The organism is Bosea sp. PAMC 26642, from assembly GCF_001562255.1.
Classification (GTDB): domain Bacteria; phylum Pseudomonadota; class Alphaproteobacteria; order Rhizobiales; family Beijerinckiaceae; genus Allobosea.
Genome location: NZ_CP014301.1, coordinates 4494237 through 4515818, shown reverse-complemented (window position 1 = coordinate 4515818; position 21582 = coordinate 4494237). Strand labels below are relative to the sequence as shown.

Sequence of the window (21582 nt, the reverse complement as noted above, 5' to 3'; positions counted from 1 at the left end):
CGTTTGGCCCGCAGGAGCCCGGGATGCCGCTGCGCAAGCGCAGCCGCTGGTGGTGGCTCGGCCCTCTCGCAAGCGCACTGATATTCTGCGCCTCGCTGGTGGTGCTCTGGTTCATCGTCAAGGAGATCGAGCCCGGCGAGTTGACGGCGGCGTTTCGCAATGCAAGCGCCCGGCAGGTCGGCTTGGCGCTCGGCTTCACCGCGCTGAGTTACCTGCTGCTGACCGGCTATGATGCGCTCGCCCTGAAGCGGCTGGGCCTGTCGATCCCCTATCGCACCACGGCGCTCGCCTCGTTCACCAGCTATTCGGTCTCCTTCACGCTGGGCTTCCCAATCGTGACCGGCGGCACGGTGCGCTACTGGATCTATTCGCCTAAGGGCGTGCGGGCCTCCGAGGTCGCCAGCCTCACCGTGATCGCAGGCCTGACCTTCTGGCTGGGCTTGGGTGCGATCCTGTGTGCCTGCATGTTCTACGACCCTGAGGGCGTCGCGCGCCTCGCCCGCGTCTCGCCGCTGGTGGTGCAGGGTGTCGGCGCCGCCGTGGGACTGGGGACGCTCGGCTATCTGGTCTGGATCGCGACCGGCGAGCGCACCGTGCGTGTCCGTGGCTGGAATCTGCCCTTGCCGGGCTTGGGCATCACGCTCGGCCAAATGGCGCTGGGCGCCTGCGAAGTCTGCGCTGCCGCCGCCGTACTCTTCGTGCTGCTGCCGGGCGGGCATAATCTCGACTATCCGAGCTTCCTGGCGGCCTATGTCTTCGCCTGCCTGATCGGCATCGCCAGCCATGCGCCCGGCGGCCTCGGCGTCTTCGAGGCGACGATGCTGATCGCGCTGAGCCAACTGCCCTATGAGGGCGTGCTCGGCGCGCTGCTGCTGTTCCGGATCGCCTATTATCTGCTGCCCTTCATCCTGGCGCTGGTCCTGCTCGCCCTGAACGAGATGGTCCGGCGGATCAGGCGACGGGAACGGTGAGCGATACCTCTCAACGCTCGCCGCCCTTGTCCAGATAATCCTCCGCGCTCAGCATGATCTTACGGTCGATCTCGCCAAGCGCCGCCTCGTCCTTGCCGGCATAGGGGATCGCGTCCAGCACGAGACGGATCGCGCTCAGCCGGGCGCGGAGCTTGTCGTTGGCCCGCAACACATGCCAGGGCGCCCAGTCGCTCGAGGTCTTGGCCAGCATCTGCTCGAACGCCTGCGAATAGGCGTCGTAGCGCGGGATCGCCTCGAAATCGATTGGCGAGAGCTTCCAGCGCTTCAGCGGGTCGTGCCAGCGGGCGTGCAGCCGCGTCATCTGCATCTCACGGCCGATCGTCAGGAACAGCTTGATCAGGCGGATGCCGTCGCGGGCCAGCATACCCTCGAAGGCGGGAGCCTCGCGCAGCAGCGCGTCCGTCTGCTGTGGCGTGCAGAAGCCCATGACGGCTTCCACGCCGGCGCGGTTGTACCAGGAGCGGTCGAAGAAGACGATCTCGCCGGCAGTCGGCATCTGCGCGGCATAGCGCTGGAAATACCATTGCCCCTGCTCGATGTCGGAGGGCTTGGACAGCGCCACGACGCGGGCCTGGCGCGGATTGAGATGCTGGGTGAAGCGGCCGATCGTGCCGCCCTTGCCGGCGCCGTCGCGCCCCTCGAAGACGATCACGATCCGTTCGCCGGTCTCGCGGACCCAGCTCAACAGCTTTTGCAACTCGATCTGGAGCGGCTCCAGTTCCCTGTCGTAGCGCTTGCGCTTCATGCGTTTGCCATAGGGATAGTCGCCGCTGTGGTAGGACGCATCGACGATCGCCTGCGGCAGAACCTCGGCCTCGATGTCGAAGACCGGTGCGGCAGGCATCGTCTTCGTGGAGCTTTTGGCAGCGCGCTTGGCGGCAGGCGGGGGGCGCTTTTCCTTCGGCGCCACGTCGATCATCCCTTTGAGCTTTGCTCCCGAAAATGCTTTCGCCATCGCCTTGCTCCCTGTTTCAGTCAGCAATCTAGACGCCCTCCCCGGTGAAGGGAATTGACGCTTGCGGGCGTTCCGATCAGGAAGGAGCATTCGGCGCTTCCCTGCCTGCCGCCTGCGCAAGGTTCTCGTGTCCCGATGCTCGATACGGTCGACCCCAATACCGGTCCAACGCTCGCTCTGATCGAGGCGCTGGGCGCCGCCGTCGTCCTGCTTGATCCGCAGGGCCTGGCCCAGGCGTTGAGCCCGGCGTTGCGCGCACTGGTGCCGGGCCTCGATATCGGCAAGCCGCTGACCGTGGTGATGCGCGATCCCGACCTGCTCGGGGCGGTCGACCAGGTCTCGCGCGAGGGCGGGCGGCGCGTCATCGAGCTGATCGAGCGCGTGCCGGTCGAGCGCACCTTCCGCATCCACATCGCCGCGCTGAAAGGCGCCGGCTGGCGGCGGCCCGTGCTGCTGACCTTCGAGGATCTCAGCGAGCAGCGCGTGACCGAGCGAATGCGCGTCGATTTCGTCGCCAATGCCAGCCACGAACTGCGCACGCCGCTGGCCTCGCTGCTCGGCTTCGTCGAGACTCTGCAGGGTCCGGCCCGCAACGATGCCGGCGCGCGCGACCGGTTCCTGGCGATCATGCGCGAGCAGGGGCTGCGCATGGCCCGCCTCGTCGACGACCTGCTCTCGCTCTCGCGCATCGAACTGCGCGCGCATCTGGCGCCCGACAGCCCGGTCGATCTCGCCGGCATCTCGCGCGAGATCGTCGACTCTTTGACGCTGATGGCGCGCGAGCGCAACGTCACGCTCCGGCTCGAGGTGCCACCCGAACCGGTCAAGGTCGCAGGAGATCGCGACGAATTGTTGCGGCTGATGGAAAACCTGGTCGAGAACGCGATCAAATACGGCAAGGCAAACGGCGAGGTCGCGATCGAGGTGCTCGGCGGGCCCGCAGAGGCCAGCGTCAGCGTGCGGGACGATGGGCCGGGCATCGCACCCGAGCATCTGCCGCGCCTGACCGAGCGCTTCTACAGGGTCGATACCGCCGCCAGCCGCGAGGCGGGCGGCACGGGGCTGGGGCTCGCCATCGTCAAGCACATCGTCCTGCGCCATCGCGGACGACTGACGATCGAGAGTTCGCTGGGGCAAGGCGCGACATTCCGTGCGATTTTGCCGCGCTTCGGGACGCAGCCCCGCAACACCGCATAACGGTTTGTGACAGCTTTGATGACGGAATGTCATGCACCTGTCATACTGAGGGTGTTCTGACGGGGCGCTGAAACTTGCGACCCAACGAGGACCCCTCAATGCGCAAAATTCTCATTCTCGCGGCGGCGACCGTCGGCCTGTCGGGCATCGCCCAGGCCGCCGACATCACCGGCGCCGGTGCGACCTTCCCCTTCCCGATCTATGCCAAGTGGGCCGAGGCCTTCAAGAAAGAGACCAATATCGGTCTCAACTATCAGTCGATCGGCTCTGGCGGCGGTATTCGCCAGATCAAGGCCAAGACCGTCGCCTTCGGTGCGACCGACGCCCCGCTCAAGGGCGAGGACCTGACCAAGGACGGCCTGATCCAGTTCCCGACCGTGATGGGCGGCGTCGTCCCCGCGATCAACGTCGCCGGCGTCGAAGCCGGCAAGCTCAAGCTGACCGGCCCGATCGTCGCCGCGATCTATCTCGGCGACATCAAGAAGTGGAACGACCCCAAGATCGTCGCGCTCAATGCCGGCGTGACCCTGCCCGACGCCAACATCAACCCCGTCTACCGTTCGGACGGCTCGGGCACGACCTATGTCTTCACCGACTACCTCTCCAAGGTTTCGGCCGAGTGGAAGTCCAAGGTCGGCGCCAACCAGTCGGTCCAGTGGGCTGTCGGCATCGGCGGCAAGGGCAATGAAGGCGTCTCGGCTTCGGTCAAGCAGGTCGCCAATTCGATCGGCTATGTCGAGTACGCCTATGCCAAGCAGAACAAGCTCAACTACGCGCTGCTCCAGAACGCGGACGGCAACTTCCCGGCGCCCGACGACAAGGCTTTCCAGGCCGCCGCCGCCAACGCCAACTGGAACGAGGCTCCCGGTTTCGGCATCTCGCTGAACAACCAGAAGGGCGCCGAGGCCTGGCCGATCACAGCCGCGACCTTCATCCTCGTCCACGCCAAGCCGGAGAAGCCGGAAGAAGTGCAGGCCGCGCTGAAGTTCGTCGACTGGGCCTTCAAGAACGGCGACAAGCTCGCTCTCGACCTCGACTACGTGCCGCTTCCGGCCGCCGTCAAGGATCAGGTCCGCAACGCCTGGAAGGGCGTCACCGACCCGGCCGGCAAGCCGATCTTCTGATCGTCGATCCAAGGGCGAAGCGGGATTCATCCCGCTTCGCCTCTCTCGACCCTCATCCCGAGGAGCGGTTTATTTCATACCCGCTCTTCGGGATGAGGGTTCGATCCAGAGATAACGATCGCTTTCGCCTCTCCCCGCCTCGCTTCTTCTTGCCTCGATTTGTTTTGCTTTGACCGGAGTTCCACGGATGACAGCCGTGACAAACCAAATGGACATCCCGGCTGCGCCGATCCAGCGCAAGACGCCCAAGGGCACCTTCGACATCATCTTCCGCAATGCGAGCTTCCTCTCGGCACTCTTTGTGCTCGTGCTGCTCGCCGGCATCATGTTCTCGATGGTGGTCGGCGGCTGGCCTGCCTTCCGCGAGATGGGCATCGGCTTCATCACCTCGAGCGTCTGGGACACCCAGAACGACCAGTACGGCGCCTGGCCTGCCATCGTCGGCACGCTGTCGACCGCTTTCCTGGCGCTGGTGATCGGCGTGCCGCTGTCCCTGGGCATCGCGGTCTACCTGACGCAGCTCGCGCCGCCCTGGTTCAAGCAGCCGGTCTCCACCGCGATCGAACTGCTCGCCGCCGTGCCCTCGATCATCTACGGCATGTGGGGCCTGTTCGTCTTCGTGCCGCTGTTCGCGGCCTATGTGCAAATTCCGCTCTCCAACATCGTCGAGGGACTACCGATCGTCGGCACGGTTTTGTATTCGCGCTCGCCCTCGGGGCTCGGCATCCTGACGGCGGGCATCATCCTCGCCTTCATGATCATCCCCTTCATCGCCTCGATCACCCGCGACATGCTCGACCAGATCCCCTCCGTGCTGCGCGAGAGCGCCTATGGCATCGGCGCGACGACCTGGGAGGTCGTGCGCCACGTGCTTGTCCCGCAGGCCGGCGTCTCGATCATCGGCGCGGTCATGCTGGGGCTGGGCCGCGCGCTCGGCGAGACCATGGCCGTGACCTTCGTCGTCGGAAATGCGAACCGCCTCTCGGCCTCGATCATGGATCCGGGCTCGACGATCGCCTCGCGTATCGCCAATGAATTCAACGAGGCCATGGGCCTGCAGCTCAACGCGCTGATCGCGCTCGGCTGCATCCTGTTCTTCGTCACCTTTGTCGTCCTCGTCATTGCGCGCATCCTCGTGTCGCGCGTCAAAGCCTACTGAGCGAGCTGGTCATGAGCCTGACGACACCGTCCACCGTCCGCGCCCTTCCCCATGCCGAATGGGGCCGCGTCCGCCAGTCGCGCCGCACCGCCGACAAGCTGATGCGCGTCATCGCCACCGGCTTCACCTTCCTGGCGATCTTCGTGCTGTTCTGGATCCTCGGAATGCTGATCGTGAAGGGCATCGGCGGGTTGTCCGTCGCGACCTTCACCCAGGTCACGCCCGGCCCCGGCTCCGAGGGCGGCGGTCTCGCCAACGCCATCGTCGGCTCGATCGTGCTGACCTTCCTCGGCATCGTCGTGGCGACGCCGATCGGCGTTCTGGCAGGGACCTATCTCGCCGAATACGGCAAGGGCTCGAAGCTCGCCGACCTGATTCGCTTCATCAACGACATCCTGCTCTCGGCACCGTCGATCCTGATCGGCCTGTTCGTCTACGTCATCATGGTCGAGCCGCTGGGCGGCTATTCCGGCTGGGCCGGCGGCGTGGCGCTCGGCATCATCGCGATCCCGGTGATCGTGCGCACCACCGAGGACATGCTGCGGCTCGTGCCCGGTCCGCTGCGCGAGGCAGGCTCGGCGCTCGGCGCGCCGCCCTCTGTCGTGATCACCTCGATCACCTGGCGGGCGGCGAAATCCGGCATGGTCACCGGCATCCTGCTGGCACTCGCCCGCATCGCCGGCGAAACCGCGCCGCTGATCTTCACCGCGCTGAACAACAATTTTTGGTTCTCGCCCACGCTCAAGGGCGGCGTCTCCAACCTGCCCGTGACGATCTACCAGTTCGCCTCTGCTCCTTATGAGAACTGGCAGGAGCTCGCCTGGGCCGGTTCGCTGATCATCACGGTCTCGATCCTGCTGCTTTCGATCATCGCCCGCCGCATCGTGCGCGGCTCCAAGTAAAAGCCGACGCCAAGACCCGTCGCGTCCGATCTGAAGGAACCTGTCGATGCTTTCGACTCTTGAACTGAGCCCGCAATCGCTCGACGCCGATGCCCCCGTCCGGATCGCGGTCAAGAACCTCGATTTCTACTATGGCGAGCACAAGGCTCTGAAGAGCATCAACCTCGACTTCCGCGACCGCCATGTCACGGCGCTGATCGGCCCCTCGGGCTGCGGCAAGTCGACCCTGCTGCGCATCTTCAACCGCATCTACTCGCTCTATCCGGAGCAACGCGCGACGGGCGAGATCATGCTCGACGGCCGCAACGTCATCTCCAACGACATCGACGTCAACGAGTTGCGCTCGCGCATCGGCATGGTCTTCCAGAAGCCCACACCCTTCCCGATGTCGATCTACGACAACGTCGCCTTCGGCATCCGCCTGTATGAGAAGCCGCCGAAATCCGAGCTCGACGACCGCATCGAGGGCGCCCTGCGCCGCGCCGCGCTCTGGGATGAGGTCAAGGACAAGCTCAAGGCGTCGGGCATGGGCCTTTCTGGCGGCCAGCAGCAGCGCCTGTGCATCGCGCGCACCATTGCGCAGAAGCCCGAGGTGATCCTGTTCGACGAGCCGACCTCGGCGCTGGACCCGATCTCGACCGGCAAGATCGAGGATCTGCTGGAGCAGCTGAAGACCGACTTCACCATCGTCATCGTCACCCACAACATGCAGCAGGCGGCGCGCATCTCGCAGTACACCGCTTTCATGTATCTCGGCGAGGTGATCGAGTTCGCTCCGACCAACACCATCTTCATGAACCCCGCCAAGAAGCAGACGCAGGACTACGTCACCGGCCGCTTCGGCTGAATCGAACTCCGCTCTGCACAGGGACACACGCCGATGACCGACCATATCGTCCGCTCCTACGACGCCGAACTTGAAGCGCTGCGCCGCAGCCTTGCCGAGATGGGCGGGATGTCCGAGCGTATGCTCGGCGATTCCACCGTGGCGCTGGTGCGCCGCGATACCGCGCTGGCCCAGAAGGTGATCAGCGCCGACCAGCGCCTCGACAACCTGCAGCGCGATGTCGAAGAACGCGCCGTGCTGACCATCGCGCGCCGCCAGCCGCTCGCCAACGATCTGCGCGAACTGATCTCGGCGATCCGCATCGCCTCCGACATCGAGCGCGTCGGCGATCTCGCCAAGAACATCGCCAAGCGCGCCGTGGCCATCTCCGGCCAGTTCCAGCCGCCGCACCGCGCCGTGGTCGGGCTGGAGCATATGAGCCGCCTCGTCCAGGCCCAGCTCAAGGACGTGCTCGACGCCTATGCCGCTGGGAACGAGCAGAAGGCGATGGAAGTCTGGCACCGCGACGGCGAGATCGACGCGCTCTACACCTCGCTCTTCCGCGAGTTGCTGACCTACATGATGGAAGATCCGCGCAACATCACCTTCTGCACGCATCTGCTGTTCTGCGCCAAGAACGTCGAGCGTATCGGCGACCACACCACCAACATCGCCGAGACGATCCATTATCTCGTCACCGGCGAGTCGCTGGACCTGAACCGGCCCAAGCTCGACACGACCGATATCAGCGTCGAGGCAGTGCTCGGGAGCTGACACCCGTCGCGTCATGGTCGGGCTTGACCCGACCATCTCGGACACCAGAGGGTTCTGGTGTGAGGGATTCTCGGGTCAATCCCGAGAATGACGCGCAGGGAACCGCCCAACATCTGGAAACCCGCCATGCCCGCACGCATCCTGATCGTCGAGGACGAGGAGCCGCTAACGCTGCTCCTGCGCTACAATCTCGAAGCCGAGGGCTTCGAGGTCGACAGCGTTGCGCGCGGGGACGATGCGGAGCTGCACCTGCGCGACAACACGCCCGATCTCGTGCTGCTCGACTGGATGCTGCCCGGCCTGTCGGGCATCGAGCTCTGCCGCCGCCTGCGGGCGCGGCGCGACACCGAGCGCGTGCCGATCATCATGCTGACGGCTCGCGGCGAGGAGACCGAGCGGGTGCGCGGTCTCGCCACCGGGGCCGACGACTATGTCGTCAAGCCGTTCTCTCTGCCCGAGCTGATCGCGCGCATTCAGGCGCTGCTGCGCCGGGCCAAGCCGGGCCACGTCGCGGGGCTGCTGGCAGCCGGCGATCTCGAACTCGACCGCACGACGCGGCGCGTGCGCCGCTCGGGTTCCGAGCTGCATCTGGGACCGACCGAGTTCCGGCTGCTCGAATTCCTGATGCAGGCGCCGGGCCGGGTCTATTCGCGCGCTCAGCTGCTCGACGCCGTCTGGGGCCGCGACGTCTATATCGACGAGCGCACTGTCGACGTCCATGTCGGACGCCTGCGCAAGGCGATCACGCCGGATAATACGAAAGACCCGCTGCGCACCGTGCGCGGCGCCGGCTACGCCTTCGACGAGACATTCGCTCGGGGGTGAGGCGTTCGCGTCGCGCGGCGGCCCTGCGTCCATGGCGATTGCGAACGGCGTCCGGGTCTGGTCCCTTGCATCATTCGCCATGAAGGACGCTTTCCCATGCTCACCCGCAATCTCGGTCGCTCCGGCCTTCGCGTTTCGCTCGTCGGCCTCGGCTGCAATAATTTCGGCGGCCGGATCGATGACGACGCGGCACGCAAGGTCGTCGATGCGGCGATCGAGAACGGCATCACTTTGTTCGATACCGCCGATGTCTACGGCAATCGCGGCGGCTCCGAGACCGTGCTCGGCCAGTTGCTCGGCGCGCGCCGCAAGGACATCGTGCTGGCGACGAAGTTCGGCATGGACATGAACGAAGCCGGCACGATGAAGGGCGGCTCGCGGCACTACATCATGAACGCGGTCGAGGCTTCGCTGAAGCGGCTGAAGACCGACTGGATCGACCTCTACCAGATTCATCGGCCCGACTCGCTGACCCCGATCGAGGAGACGCTGCGGACGCTCGAAGACCTGATCCGTCAGGGCAAGGTGCGCTATATCGGCTGCTCGAATTTCGCGCCTTGGCAGGTGGCGGATGCCGCCTGGACGGCGCGCGATCTGGGCGTTACCGGCTTCGCCTCGTGCCAGGACGAGTACAGCCTGCTCAAGCGTGGGGCCGAGAGCTACCTGCTGCCCGCCACCCGTCACTACGGCATGGGGCTCCTGCCGTATTTTCCGCTGGCCAACGGCCTTCTCACCGGCAAGTACAAGCGCAACGCCCCACTGCCGGAGGGCGCGCGCATGACGCGCGAGGCGCCGCGCGCTGCGGAAGTCCTGACCGACGCCAACTGGGACAAGACCGAGAAGCTGGCGGATTTCTGCGAGTCGCGGGGCCGGACGCTGGTCGAGCTCGCCTTCTCCTGGCTGGCGGCCCAGCCGGTGGTCTCCAGCGTGATCGCAGGCGCGACCAGGCCAGAGCAGATCGCGGCGAATGTGAAAGCAGCTGACTGGGTGCTGTCGCCCGAGGATCTGGCCGAGATCGATACGATCACGAAATAGGGCGCTACCGTCATTCTCGGGCGACGCGAAGCGCAGACCCGAGAATCTCAGGACGAGAAGGCACTGTCGAAGAGATGCTCGGGTCAAGCCCGAGCAGGACGCCATGGCCACTCCTGACAGCTTCTTGCGGATCGCGCCGCCTCTGCGATAGACCGCCCGGCGCCGGTTGCTTATGGTCCGCGCCATGAGCGAGACAGCCCCGAACGCCGCCGCCCCGGACCTCAAGCCCGGCGACCATCTCTTCCTGGTCGACGGCTCGAATTTCATCTTTCGGGCCTATTTCCAGTCGATCAACCAGGACCGGAAATACAATGCCCGCTCGGACGGGCTGCCCTCGGGCGCGGTGCGGCTGTTTGCCACCAAGCTCTTCCAGTTCGTCAAGGACGGCGTGCTCGGGGTGAAACCGACGCATCTCGCCATCATCTTCGACAAGTCGGAGAACTCGTTCCGCAAGGAGATCTACCCGGCCTATAAGGGTAACCGCTCCGAGCCGCCGCCGGACCTGATCCCGCAATTCCCGCTGATGCGCGCGGCGGTGCGGGCTTTCGGCCTGATCCCGGTCGAGCAGGATGTCTACGAGGCCGATGATCTGATCGCGACCTATGCAAGGCAGGCGCGCGAGGCCGGGGCCGACGTGCTGATCGTCTCGGCCGACAAGGATCTGATGCAGCTCGTGGGTCCGGGCGTGGCGATGTACGACCCCGCCTCCGGCGACGCTAAGAAGGGTGCCGGCTTCAGGCCCGAGCGCAAGATCGGCGAGCCGGAGGTGGTCGAGTATTTCGGCGTGATGCCCAACCGCGTGGTCGATGTGCAGTCGCTCGCAGGCGATGCGACCGACAATGTGCCCGGCGCACCCGGCATCGGCATCAAGACGGCAGCCCAGCTGATCGGCGAATATGGCGATCTCGATACGCTGCTGGCGCGCGCCGGCGAGATCAAGCAGCCCAAGCGGCGCGAGACGCTGACCAATCCCGAGATCGTCGAGAAGGTGCTGATGTCGCGCCGGCTCGTCAGCCTGGTCGATGACGTCAAGGTCGAGACGCCGCTGTCACATCTGACGCTGAGCCAGCCCGACCCGGCGCCGCTGATCGCTTTCCTCAAGGCGATGGAATTCACCACCATCACCAAGCGGGTGGGCGAGGCTTACGAGGCCGATGTCTCGGCGATCGAGGCCGATGCGGATTTGGCGCCCGGAGGCTCCCGTGCGGCCGAACTCAAGGCGCTTTATGTCGGCGCCGATGCGGCGGGCACCGGGCCGTCGCTCTCGCTGGCCGCCAGTGCGGCGGTGACGCAGCCCGGTGCGGCCACACCCGCGACCGACGGCGCGTCGACCCCAGCCGACCTCGCCGCCGCGCGCAAGAACCAGGCGCTGGCGCAGAAGATCGACCGCGCGAGCTATGAATGCGTGCGGACGCTTGCCGATCTGGAACGCTGGATCGGCTGGGCTTTTGAGGCTGGGGTCGTTGCGCTCGATACCGAGACCAGTGCGCTCGACGCGATGCAGGCCGATCTCGTCGGGATTTCGCTCGCGGTGGCGCCCGACAAGGCCTGCTACATCCCGCTGCAGCATCGCGGCGGCACGGATCTGTTCGGCGGCGGCATGCTGGAAGGGCAGATTCCGCTCGACGATGCGATCGCGGCGCTGAAGCCCCTGCTCGCCGATCCCGGCGTGCTCAAGGTCGGCCAAAACATCAAATACGACCTCGTGCTGCTGCAGCGCTACGGGTTCGTGGTGGCGCCGATCGACGACACGATGCTGATTTCCTACGCGCTCGATGCCGGCAGCAATTCGCATGGCATGGACAGGCTGTCGGAGCTGCATCTCGGCCATGAGACAATTACCTATGGCCAGGTTGCCGGCACCGGCAAGGCGCAGGTGAGCTTCGACAAAGTCGCGCTCGACAAGGCGACGGACTATGCCGCCGAGGATGCCGACGTGACGCTCCGGCTCTGGAGGGCGCTGAAGCCCCGGCTTGCGGCCGAGGGCAGGACCACCGTCTACGAGACGCTGGAGCGGCCTTTGATCGGCGTGCTTGCCCGCATGGAGGCGCGCGGCATTGCAATCGATCGGCAGATCCTGTCGCGGCTGTCGGGCGAGTTCGCGCAGTCTCTGGCGCGGCTCGAAGACGAAATCTACGAGATCGCAGGCGAGAAATTCACGATCGGCTCACCCAAGCAGCTTGGCGACATCCTGTTCGGCAAGATGGGGCTCGCCGGCGCCAAGAAGACCGCGACCGGCCAGTGGGCAACGGGTGCGGGCGTGCTCGAGGACCTCGCCGAGCAGGGCCATCCGCTGCCCTCGAAGATCCTGGAATGGCGCCAGCTCGCCAAGCTGAAATCGACCTACACCGACTCCCTGCCGGCCTATGTGAACCCGCAGACCCGGCGGGTGCACACCTCCTTCGCCCTGGCCGCGACGACGACCGGCCGGCTCTCCTCCTCAGAGCCGAACCTGCAGAACATCCCGATCCGCACCGAAGCCGGCCGCAAGATCAGGACGGCCTTCATTGCCGAAAAAGGCCACAAGCTGATCTCGGCCGACTACAGCCAGATCGAATTGCGCCTGCTCGCCCATATCGCCGAGATCCCGCAGCTGCGTCAGGCCTTCGCCGACGGGATCGACATCCATGCGATGACGGCGTCCGAAATGTTCGGCGTGCCGGTCGCCGGGATGCCGAGCGAGGTGCGCCGGCGCGCCAAGGCAATCAATTTCGGCATCATCTACGGCATTTCGGCCTTTGGCCTGGCCAACCAGCTCGGCATCGGGCGCGAAGAGGCGAGCGCCTATATCCGCAAATATTTCGAGCGCTTCCCCGGCATCCGCGACTACATGGACGCGACCAAGACCTTCGTGCGCGCCAACGGGCATGTCGAAACGATTTTCGGGCGTATCTGCCATTTCCCGGCGGTGGCCTCCAAGAATCCCTCCGAGCGGGCCTTCGTCGAGCGGCAGGCGATCAACGCGCCGATCCAGGGCTCGGCCGCCGACATCATCCGCCGGGCCATGATCCGGATGGAGGGCGCGCTGGCGGCGGCGAAGCTCGATGCCCGCATGTTGCTGCAGGTGCATGACGAACTGGTCTTCGAGGTCCCCGACGCCCAGGTCGAGGCGGCCCTGCCGGTCATCACCAGGGTGATGGTCGATGCACCGCATCCGGCGCTGCAGTTGCGCGTGCCGCTGCAGGTCGATGCAAGGGCTGCCGGCAACTGGGACGAGGCCCATTGACGGCATGGCCGGTGCCGGAAGCCGCGCGCGTTCCGGCAACCATACCGGCCGATTTCTGCTCTCGGCGAGTTGTCTTGCCTCGGAAACGGTGGCTCTGTTAAGTCACCTTCAGACATTCATGCCCAAGACGTGGCTCTTTCAGCAGGTGCTGGCAGGATATGGACACCGTTCGCAGCGCGGATGCCAATAATCTGGGACTGCTGCTGGCCGTGCTGGCGCCGGTCGCCGTGCTGTCGACCGCGATCGGGATTTTCGATCTCCAAGCAGGGCTGATCATCTTCGGGGCGATGGTCGTCCCGTTCCTGACCTATGCCGGCTACAAGGGTATTCTCGGCGAGACGAGCTTCGGTACCGTGCTGGCGGTCGCCCTGATCTTCGTCCTGTGCGCCAATTTTCGCTATCGCGAATATGGCGAGAAGAGCATCGATTTTCAGGTTGCGCTCAAGCTCTTGGCCATCATGGCCGTGATGGCCATATCGGCGTTTTCCTTCAAGCAGATCGTCAACAGGCTGTATCTGTACGGATTGTTCTACTGGTATCTGTTTCTGGGCTTTCTGGTCATCTCGTCTTTGTATTCGATGGCCCCGGCGCACTCCCTGACCTCGACGGTTTCGCTGATCGGGGGGTTCACCTTCCTGTGCTATTGCTGCGTCAAGTTCGGCTCCGAGCAGACGATCAAGATCGTGGTCTGGTCGGGAATGGTGATGGCCGTAGTTTCGCTGGTCGTCTACATCCTCTTCCCGTCCTTCGGGCGCATGAGCGACTGGTACGGCAACGAGTTCGTCGTGACGTCGCGGCTCCAGGGCATCTATGGTTCCTCGAACGGCGCGGGCTCCTCGGCAGCGACCGGGGCGTTCCTTGCGATGACGTTCTACGCCAAGCAGAAATCGGCGTCCCGGCTGGTCCTTTACGGCGGAACCTTGGCGATGCTGCTGTGCATGGTGCTCAGCAACAACCGCATGGCGGTGATCGCGCTGGGCGTATCCGTCGGACTGAACTACATCTTAGCCAAGGATTTCGGCAAACGGCTGCTCGTTTCTCTCGCCTTCCTGATGGTCGCCGTGTGCCTGCTCATCCTCTTCCAGGAGGAAATCTTTTCGCTGGTCTCGCGTTCGGGCGATAGCGAGGAGATCACCAGCGCGACCGGTCGGACGCGGATCTGGCCGGTGGTCATCGACCTTTGGTACCGTTCTCCCATCATCGGATGGGGCTTTTCCTCGGCACAGCATATCCTGCCGATCCACCCGGATCTGTTCCTGGCCGCGGCCCATGCCCATAATGTCTATCTTGAAATCCTGTTCAGCACCGGCATCATCGGCTTCGGCCTGTTCATCTGGTGCATCCTGACGACGATCGTCCTGTGCATCCGGATCGGCGCCCGCAGAGAGCTGTCTCTCTTTGCGTTCTTCATGGTCTACGGACTGACCGAACCTCTTTTGAACGGCCCGATCAGTTATCCGATCTTCGCCTGGTTCCTGATCGTCGTATTGCTGTTCCACAAGGCCAAGACCGTCATGGACGGCGCCGAAGAGCCGACGATCGATCTGCCACGGCTGCCGCATCTGCGGCTGCTGCGCCCGAACTAGAGCGATGCTGGTCGAGCCGCCGCTGCTGTCTCCAGCCTTCGACATATCGCCCTGACGCACCGGGCGGATCGACTGTCGAAGGTGCGGCCAGATTTCGAATTGTCACGCCAGCGTTGCAGGTCGAAATCTTCGATCGCGCCCAGCTATTCGACCTCTGCGGCCATGTCCGTGATTAACTAACAACTTATAAACGACTAGAATTCGACTGATTATGTGCGCCTATTCGCCACTCATGCAGCCTAAGAAGGCGGCAGAGGAAGATCGATCGTTCTCGACGGAACACGGTCTGCGAGGGACGCCATCATGACGCTCACACGGAAAACGTTTCTGCGGTCGCTCCTGGCCGGGGTCGTCACACCAGCCAGCACGCTGATCGAATTGTCGTCGGCCACGGCGGTCGCCGCCAATGTGCCGCGTCCGGCTATCGGCGTGTATACCGGTTATGGACTGTCGCCCGCAACCGCGGAAACCAGTGTCAAGAATTTCGAAAAGATTATCGGTCGCACGGTCGACTTCATCTCCGACTACGGCTCGGACAGGGACTGGGTCGACGCCAGGACATCTCCGGCGCATTCGATCCGGACGTGGCGTGAGGTCACGGTCGGCAGTCCGCGCAAGCTTCTCTGGAACCAGCCGCTGACAGTCGCGGGAACGCCGTTGGCCGCCGTCGCTTCAGGCAAGTACGATGCGATATTCCGGGAAAACGCGACCGCCTTGCGCATCAATGGGTTCTACGACGCCGTGGTGCGACTCGGCTGGGACATGAATGCGAGCTGGGTCAGCTGGGCGGCGAAAGCCGACACGGCCAAGGACTACATTGCAGCTTTCCGGCGTGTCGCCACGATCTTCAGAGAGGTGTCGCCGTCGTTCCGGATCTGCTGGAGCCCGGCGCGAGACGAGCAGGTCATCACGCCCGAAAAGGTCTATCCCGGCGACGACGCCGTCGATTTTATCGGCCTGTCAGTCGTGATCAAGGCCATCCCCAGCGACGTCGCTGCCGAGGAGTTCTTCCAGAAGACCGTCATCGGTCACGGGGTCGAGCCCAAGGAGGGTATGCAGGCATACTCCCTCGCCTGGCTCGCAGAGTTCTCGAAGAGCCATTCGAAAGGCATGATCATTCCCGATTACGGAATCGGCATCGACACGACGTCGGGTCCACTCACGCCAAAGCAGATCGATGCGCAGCAAACCTTCGTCAGGCTGATGTCGGAATGGATCGTGGCCAACCAGGTCGCCTTGCATTGCTGGCGCGATACTCCGGAAACCGACTGGAATCCGGTCAACACCCGCATTTCGCTGGCGTCGCCGATCGCAGGGCAGACGCCGTCGAACCCCGCCGATGAGAAGCCAAACCTCGCAATCGCCTTCAGGAATGCCTGGCGGGTGAAGTAGCCCGCGCCTGCGGGTCGCAAGCCGACCCGCAGTAGCGCACCCTGGCGGGAATCTGGCTTCTCGCCGCGCCAAGTGGCGCTCAGCATGGATCCAATGGCAAGCACCGGTGCTGTGAACCTGTCATGCCAAGCCCGCTTTGCAGAGCGACGCCGATAAGGCGTTGCTCAGATGCCCCTGTTGGGCACGCCGCCGGTTGCCGGTCTTATCCATTGCAGTTGCGCTCGTCGCGGAAATGGTCGAAGTGGCAGCGTACCGTTGGGTCAATGTCCCCGCGAAGATCGCCTGCGGAGAAAAACGTCCCCGAAGTAAACAAATTGTGACGAAAACTTGGCGATGACGGACAGATTTATCACCAGATCATCTTTACCAGTTGCAGCGAAGCAACTTCGCTATCGCAGCACGATGGTCTATCATTGCTCTCGATCGACGGCGTTCCGCGTCAGCGCCGCCACGGACGATACGACGGGCCTTCTGGATATCTCCAAAGGGGCCACTAAGCTGTTTTGGAGGTTCTGTTGATACACCAGCGCGGGATACAGCCAGTAAAAGCGCGAGAGGAGCAGGGCGAAGGCATCGAACTCAACTTCGATGAGGTCTTCGCCATCATGCGCGCTCGCTGGCGGCTGATCGCCATTTGCGTGTTCATGTCCGTTGCCTTCGCTGTTGCATACCTCATGGTGACGGTGCCGCAATATACGTCGGTCACCTCGATTCTGATCGACACCAAGACGAATGTGCTGCCGTCCCAGCAGGTTCGAGCCAGCGATGCGAACAGCGAATCGGCGAACGTCGAAACGCAGGCCGAAATCCTTCGCTCCGAGCGCATTGCCCGCGCCGTGATCAAGGAACAGAAGCTCGCGGAGCACCCGGATTTCGCCAAGTCCGACAAGTTCAATCCGATCTCGTTCTTACGGTCGTTCCTGAAGACCCCGACTGAAGAGACCGGCGCCGACGGCGACGTCTCGGCCTCGGCCGTCAAGGAGTACAAGTCGCGCATCGACGTGAAGCGCAGCACCTCGACCTACATCATCGAAATCAGCTTCAAATCGTCCGATCCGAAGACTGCCGCCGATACGGCGAACGCCGTCGCGAAGGCGTATCTCAGCGATCAGTTGAACCAGCGCGAAGAACTGATCAGAAGCACCAGCCAATGGCTCAACCAGCGCTCGATCGAGCTTCGCGCCGCAGCCCATGCGGCCGAGACGGCACTGGACCAGTTCAGGAACACGCAGGCGCAAACCGCCGGGAATGCGCTCGGACGTGTGGCATTGCGCGATCTCGAGTCGACCGCGCAGACCTACAGGGTCATCAGCGACAGCTTCCAGAAGCGCTTCCTTGAGACATCCCAAGGCCAGACCTTCGCCCTCCCCGACGCACGCATCGTCTCCGAGGCCTATCCTCCCCTGGACAAGAGCCACCCGAAATCGCTGCTGACGCTCGCGGTCGGCTTCGCAGTCGGTCTGTCGATCGGCTTCCTGGCGGCGCTTGCGAGAGGCTTCTCCCCGGGCTCCCGGCAGCCTCGCCCCGCAAAGCGAACGGCCTGAGTCGACACGCAGCATTCATCCGCCGGACCCAACCGACGAGCGATTTAAAGTGAAACTCCATGCGGATTGCCTACGTCCTGCAGACGTTCAGAGCCCTTGATCAGATTCGGAAGCTGGTTTCGGCTCTCAAGCGAGATCGGACCGACAATGTCATCGTGGTGAGCCATAACGGCCCCCCCGATGAACTGGCCGCTCTTCGCGCCATGGTGGGAGTCGATCACGTCATCCCGTCGCCTGGCGGGCGGGCGCGTTTCACGGTCATCGACGGGCTGATCAGCACCATGAGGTGGCTCGAGAACTCGGAGGCCGGCTTCGACTGGCTCGTCGTCCTGAGCGGTCAGGACTATCCGATCCGACCTCTGCCGGAGCTGGCAACTAGGCTCGGCGAGACCGAGTACGACGCGCACTTTTATCATTTCGACGCGCTGGACCCTGTGCAGGCCCGGTCCGGCCCGATGTCCTGGCCGCCGCGCGAGGTGAAGAACCGCTATCTGTTCCGCTATGCGCTACTGAAGCCGTTCACCTCGCCAACCGAGCGCATGATCTACAAGATCCCGCGCCACTTGCTGGAACTGACCGACAATTACAGGCTGGAATCGGGCTACGGTCTGTGCTGGGGGCGCAAGCCTGACAAGACGCCGTTCGGCCCAGACTTCTCTTTGATCGGCGGCAGCTATTGGATGACGATCAACCGCCGCTGCGTCAAAGCGCTGCTGGACTTCGTCGACGAACGGCCCGATATCACCGCCTATTTCCGGGACCTGATCGCGCCCGAGGAAGCGTTCATCCAGAGCGTTCTGGTCAATGACAAGCGCTTGAACATTTCCCCAACCGAACTGCGCTATTTCGACTTCATGAACAGCGAGCATGGCCGCCCGAAAACGTTCGGCGGCGACGACATCGAGATGCTGCGTGAGAGCGGTTGTTATTTCGCTCGGAAATTCGACGAGACGGAAAACCCAGGAATCCTGGAACTGGTCGACAGCAAGCTGCTGTGACGATCGAGACCAGGCTCGCCAACTCGTCGCCAAGCGTCCTGTTCTCCAGCTAAAAAAAATAAGGCCCCGGATCTAGATACGATCCGGGGCCTTATTTTCACTTCGGCCGAGGCAGAGGCGAATTCAGCGCCCGCTCAAACCGGGAAAGCCTGGTTCTGCTTGCTGCGCAGCGCATCGATCACGCGACCTGGCGGCAGCTCGACATCGGCATAGGTCAGGACCTGATCCTTCTTGACGTCGCGCACCAGCTTGCAGCCCTCGGCGATGCCCATCGGCAGCAACTTTTCCGCCGACGAGATCTTGTAGGTCTCGCACTGACCATAGGTCTGGTAGCCGCCGATGCCATCGATCTCGCCGCCAGCGACGAGGTCGATCTTCGCCGTCGCGACGACGTCGACCAGGGGCTCGGAAATCGGCTGGAGAACCGCATCGCCGCAGAGCACGACGCGGGCGACCGAAAGCGGCACCTCGAAATGGCAGAGATGGTAAGGCGTATAGAACGAGTAGAGCGGCCCCTCGCCAAGCTTGTAGAGGTTGAGGTAGTGGCGCTGCTTGGGATCGTCATGGGTGGCGAGCACATAGACGCCCGGACCCGGCTTGGAGCCGACGACATAGTCGACGACGCCGCCGAGACTGCGCAACTGCTCGACATCGTACATCTTCGTCAGTTCGTCGACATGGCCGAGATGGTCAAGACCGACCATGCCGCGCTTGGCAATAGTCATGCCGGTGGCGTTGGCCACGATCGCCTGCTCGAAATTGATCTTCGTGCCGTCGGCGAAGCTTGTGACCATGTAGGGGTTCTGCCCCCATTTTTCGGCAAAACCCTTCTGGGTCGTCGGGTTCCGGTAGGGGTCCTGCAGGCCCTTTACGTTGCCGCAGACGAGCGGCGTCAGGCCGATCGACTTGACGAAGCGAAAGAGATTCATCTCGACGCCGGGCTGGTCGCCGTCGCTGCCGGTCAGGATGATGCCGGCGGCCTCGGCCTTCCGGCGCAGGATCGAGCCGACGGTGCCGTCGAGTTCGGCGTTCATCGAGACGATGTGCTTGCCGGCCGCGATGGCCGCCAGGGTGACGACCGCGCCGTATTCGATTGCTCCTGTCGCATCGATGACGCATTCGACGATCTTCGAGTCGGTGAGCACCGCCGGATCGTCGGTGATCGCGTAGGTACCCTCCGCGATGCAGGCATCGAGTTCGGTGCCGCTGGCGATCTGCTTGATCCCGGCAACGCCGGCGTTCTCATAGGCGAAGCGGGCCCGCTCGACATTGCGGTTGCAGATGGCGACGAGCCGCAATCCCGGCACGGAATTGACAATCTGGTTGGCGATGCCTTGCGCCATGAAGCCGGCGCCGAACATCGCGACATTGACCGGCCGGCCGGCCTTGGCGCGCTCGGCCAGCTTGGTATCGACGATAATCATGCGAAAGCCTTTCCGATCAGGTCGATGCCGTGGAAGTCCTTGTCGAACAGGGGCCAGTTACGGTCCTTGTCCGACACCTCGACCGGCTCGCGCGGCCAGACGATGCCGTGCCAGGGATCGTCATAGCGCATACCGCGCTCCGACTTCGGGTCGTAGGTGTCGCTGACGAGGTAGAGCGCCTCGGCATCGTCGCTTAGCGTGATGAAGCCATGCGCGAAACCGCGCGGGACATACATCATGGTGCGGTTCTCGGCGTTGAGCTCGGCACCGAACCATTTGCCGAAGCTGGGCGATTGCGGGCGCAGATCGACGATGACATCCCAGAGGCTGCCGCGAATGCAGCGCACGACCTTGACCTCCGCCGAGGGCGGAAGCTGGTAATGCATGCCGCGCAGCGTCCCGGCACGGGCGCTCAGCGAGGTGTTGATCTGCTTGAAGCGTGTCTCGAGGCCGGCCTGGGCGAATTCGTCCTCGCAGAAATAGCGTGCGAAGAAGCCCCGATCGTCGCCGCGCTTCTCAAGCTCGATCGTGAAGGCGCCCGAAAGCGGTGTTGGCAGAAACTGCATCGAAACCTTCCTTTTGCCATCTCAGATCGTCGGTCAACATCTTCTCGTCGAGCATGCATTCGAGCATCTTGAGACGGATCATGTAGGACTGACGGAAATTCTTGTTGTCGAAACCGAGCTGATTCAAACCGTCGCGAAGGCCCGCGATCGAGCTTTCCAGCGTCTGGAGCGGCTGGTGGTCGGGCGCCAGACGGCGGAACTGCTCGAAATCGACCTTGTAGGAGCGCTTGTCCGGCGGGGCCGAGGTGTTGATCGAGACCTTGGTGCCGGGCACGGCGTCCTTCACAGCGTTCGCCAGCTGATGAACCTGATAGTTCCAATCCTCGGAGCCGACATTGATGCAGAGATAGTTGCCGCTTTCGGCCGTATCGCGGATCAGCGCCCATTCAATGGCACGCGCCATGTCGCGGACATGGATCAGCGGGCGCCAGGGCGTCCCGTCGCTGAGCACGGTGATCTCGCCCGAGGACAGGGCGCAGGCGACGAAATCGTTGATCACCAGATCCAGCCGAAGCCTCGGCGACATGCCACAGGCGGTGGCGAAGCGCAGGCAGCTGATTGCCATGCCGGAGTTGGAGAGCGAGAGCAGGCCCTTCTCGGTGTCGATCTTGGAGCGCGCATAGGCGGTGAGCGGATTGACCGGGTCGGTCTCGGAGCGGGCCCGACCGTCCTCGGCAAAGCCGTAGACGCTGCAGCTCGAGGCGAAGACGAAGCTCTTGACGCCGGCACTCGCTGCCATCCGTCCGAGATTCACGCTCGCCTGATGGTTGATGTCGTCGGTGACCTGCTCGAATTTGCCACCCATCGGATCGTTCGAGACGGCGGCGAGATGGACCACCGCGTCGAAGCCGGTGAGATAGTCCTCGGTGATGTCCCGGACATCGCCGAAATCCTGCTGATCCAGAGCTCGCTCGGGCATCGGATTGTAGGTCGTAAGGCACTGGGCGAACCAGGCGCTGTCATAGCCGGTCAGGTGGGCCTGCGGAAACACGCTGCGCAGATGGCCGCACACGACGGGGCCGACATAGCCCATATTGCCGGTAATCAGGATCTTCAT

General features: G+C 63.8%; 18 protein-coding genes. 14 read left to right on the top strand and 4 right to left on the bottom strand.

Annotation, left to right across the window (positions count from 1 at the left end; translation table 11 throughout):
• Positions 1-23 precede the first annotated feature (23 nt).
• A complete protein-coding gene (locus AXW83_RS21615) occupies positions 24-971 on the top strand; it encodes a lysylphosphatidylglycerol synthase domain-containing protein (protein ID WP_168166132.1) in 948 nt (315 codons plus the stop codon).
• A gap of 10 nt (positions 972-981) precedes the next feature.
• Here the strand turns inward: AXW83_RS21615 and ppk2 are convergent, their stop codons facing one another.
• Positions 982-1911 carry a polyphosphate kinase 2 gene (ppk2, locus tag AXW83_RS21610; protein ID WP_066617160.1) on the bottom strand — a complete coding sequence of 310 codons (930 nt, stop codon included), beginning with the start codon at positions 1909-1911 and terminating at the stop codon, positions 982-984.
• Positions 1912-2082: 171 nt separating this feature from the next.
• Between ppk2 and AXW83_RS21605 the strand changes: the two genes are divergently transcribed.
• From AXW83_RS21605 to AXW83_RS21545, 13 genes are all read left to right on the top strand, one after another.
• Positions 2083-3144, top strand: coding sequence for an ATP-binding protein (locus AXW83_RS21605; RefSeq protein ID WP_066617157.1), 1062 nt, complete (start codon positions 2083-2085; stop codon positions 3142-3144).
• Positions 3145-3242: 98 nt separating this feature from the next.
• A complete protein-coding gene (gene pstS / locus AXW83_RS21600) occupies positions 3243-4268 on the top strand; it encodes a phosphate ABC transporter substrate-binding protein PstS (RefSeq protein WP_066617156.1) in 1026 nt (341 codons plus the stop codon).
• A gap of 187 nt (positions 4269-4455) precedes the next feature.
• On the top strand, positions 4456-5427 hold the full coding sequence (gene pstC, locus AXW83_RS21595) for a phosphate ABC transporter permease subunit PstC (RefSeq protein WP_066617154.1): 972 nt from the start codon (positions 4456-4458) through the stop codon (positions 5425-5427).
• Positions 5428-5438: 11 nt separating this feature from the next.
• Positions 5439-6329, top strand: a complete 891-nt coding sequence (gene pstA, locus AXW83_RS21590) for a phosphate ABC transporter permease PstA (RefSeq protein ID WP_066617152.1) — start codon at positions 5439-5441, stop codon at positions 6327-6329.
• Positions 6330-6375: 46 nt separating this feature from the next.
• Entirely contained in the window at positions 6376-7176 is an 801-nt protein-coding gene (gene pstB / locus AXW83_RS21585) for a phosphate ABC transporter ATP-binding protein PstB (RefSeq protein ID WP_066617149.1), read from the top strand.
• Positions 7177-7209: 33 nt separating this feature from the next.
• Complete coding sequence (gene phoU, locus AXW83_RS21580) at positions 7210-7929, top strand: phosphate signaling complex protein PhoU (protein WP_066617148.1); 720 nt, start codon at positions 7210-7212, stop codon at positions 7927-7929.
• 126 nt (positions 7930-8055) lie between these two features.
• Positions 8056-8754, top strand: coding sequence for a phosphate regulon transcriptional regulator PhoB (gene phoB, locus AXW83_RS21575; protein ID WP_066617147.1), 699 nt, complete (start codon positions 8056-8058; stop codon positions 8752-8754).
• Between the two features lie 96 nt (positions 8755-8850).
• Positions 8851-9789, top strand: a complete 939-nt coding sequence (locus tag AXW83_RS21570) for an aldo/keto reductase (RefSeq protein WP_066617143.1) — start codon at positions 8851-8853, stop codon at positions 9787-9789.
• Positions 9790-9973: 184 nt separating this feature from the next.
• Positions 9974-13015: a DNA polymerase I gene (gene polA, locus AXW83_RS21565; protein WP_066620998.1), complete on the top strand. Its 3042-nt coding sequence runs from the start codon at positions 9974-9976 to the stop codon at positions 13013-13015.
• Between the two features lie 158 nt (positions 13016-13173).
• Positions 13174-14601, top strand: a complete 1428-nt coding sequence (locus tag AXW83_RS21560) for an O-antigen ligase family protein (RefSeq protein WP_066617140.1) — start codon at positions 13174-13176, stop codon at positions 14599-14601.
• A gap of 303 nt (positions 14602-14904) precedes the next feature.
• The gene (locus AXW83_RS21555) at positions 14905-15993 is read left to right on the top strand and encodes a glycosyl hydrolase (protein WP_066617137.1); all 1089 of its coding nucleotides are present in this window, start codon (positions 14905-14907) and stop codon (positions 15991-15993) included.
• Between the two features lie 515 nt (positions 15994-16508).
• Positions 16509-17537, top strand: a complete 1029-nt coding sequence (locus tag AXW83_RS21550; protein WP_156640287.1) for a Wzz/FepE/Etk N-terminal domain-containing protein — start codon at positions 16509-16511, stop codon at positions 17535-17537.
• Between the two features lie 59 nt (positions 17538-17596).
• Positions 17597-18535, top strand: a complete 939-nt coding sequence (locus AXW83_RS21545) for a beta-1,6-N-acetylglucosaminyltransferase (RefSeq protein ID WP_066617132.1) — start codon at positions 17597-17599, stop codon at positions 18533-18535.
• Between the two features lie 134 nt (positions 18536-18669).
• Here the strand turns inward: AXW83_RS21545 and AXW83_RS21540 are convergent, their stop codons facing one another.
• Genes AXW83_RS21540 through AXW83_RS21530 form a run of 3 tightly spaced genes read right to left on the bottom strand, consistent with a single transcriptional unit; the run spans position 18670 to position 21582 of the window.
• Positions 18670-19959 carry an NAD(P)H-dependent oxidoreductase gene (locus tag AXW83_RS21540; RefSeq protein WP_066617129.1) on the bottom strand — a complete coding sequence of 430 codons (1290 nt, stop codon included), beginning with the start codon at positions 19957-19959 and terminating at the stop codon, positions 18670-18672.
• Entirely contained in the window at positions 19956-20525 is a 570-nt protein-coding gene (rfbC, locus tag AXW83_RS21535) for a dTDP-4-dehydrorhamnose 3,5-epimerase (RefSeq protein ID WP_066617126.1), read from the bottom strand. The genes AXW83_RS21540 and rfbC overlap by 4 nt, the downstream gene beginning before the upstream one ends.
• The gene (locus AXW83_RS21530) at positions 20476-21582 is read right to left on the bottom strand and encodes an NAD-dependent epimerase/dehydratase family protein (protein WP_066617123.1); all 1107 of its coding nucleotides are present in this window, start codon (positions 21580-21582) and stop codon (positions 20476-20478) included. Before AXW83_RS21530 ends, rfbC begins: the two co-directional genes overlap by 50 nt.